Origin of the sequence: Leucobacter japonicus (assembly GCF_001273855.1) — a bacterium.
Classification (GTDB): domain Bacteria; phylum Actinomycetota; class Actinomycetes; order Actinomycetales; family Microbacteriaceae; genus Leucobacter; species Leucobacter japonicus.
Map to the genome: position 1 here is coordinate 1 of NZ_JHBX01000131.1, position 292 is coordinate 292.

At 65.8% G+C, this 292-nt stretch carries 1 protein-coding gene; it reads left to right on the forward strand.

Annotated elements, in window-relative coordinates; translation table 11 throughout:
• Window positions 1-79: 79 nt before the first annotated feature.
• A partial coding sequence (locus tag AMS67_RS12965; RefSeq protein WP_156316666.1) for a thioredoxin domain-containing protein occupies window positions 80-292 on the forward strand: 213 nt, incomplete at its 3' end.

The following is a 292-nucleotide window of genomic DNA, read 5'->3' on the forward strand; positions in this document are numbered from 1 at the left end:
GTTCGGGGCGGTAGCGCGTGCGGACGGGTTGCCATTCTCCATCCGACGCGGGCACCGCAACACGAAGCGCATCCACCGAATGATCAAACTCGCCGGACGCTATGACGCGAGCGTCGCGCTCATGGATCTCGTGCAGCGCGCCGCTTTCGGCGGAAACTACGACGCCTTCGGCGACGAGTTCCTGATCGATGCCGCTGTATCGGTCGGTGTCCCCGAGCCTGAGGCGCGAGAAGTCGCGTCCACCGAGCAGTTCGCCGATGACGTCGACGCAGACCGGAACACGGCACTGCGC